The following is a 226-nucleotide window of genomic DNA, read 5'->3' as shown; positions in this document are numbered from 1 at the left end:
CAAGTAAGTATCAGACATCCTTAAATGCAGATATTTTTATTGCACCGCATCATGGTAGTAAAACCTCTTCTAGGATTGAGTTTATTGAAGAGTTCGATCCTGAATGGGTGGTGTTTACTGCGGGTTATAAAAATAGATGGTATTTTCCAATTTATGATGTGGTGAAACGCTATAAAACTCGAGGCATTAAAGATATAACCACTGGACATTCTGGTTTTATTCGTTT

The 226-nt window shown here is 35.4% G+C and carries 1 protein-coding gene; it reads left to right on the top strand.

The window, feature by feature from the left end:
• Nucleotides 1-226, top strand: a 226-nt coding sequence (locus tag V6256_RS15615; RefSeq protein ID WP_341599148.1) for a ComEC/Rec2 family competence protein, incomplete at both ends; no start/stop codon positions are given.

It is taken from the genome of Psychromonas aquatilis, from assembly GCF_038155185.1.
Classification (GTDB): Bacteria; Pseudomonadota; Gammaproteobacteria; order Enterobacterales; family Psychromonadaceae; genus Psychromonas; species Psychromonas aquatilis.
This window is presented reverse-complemented; position numbering and strand designations above follow the sequence as displayed.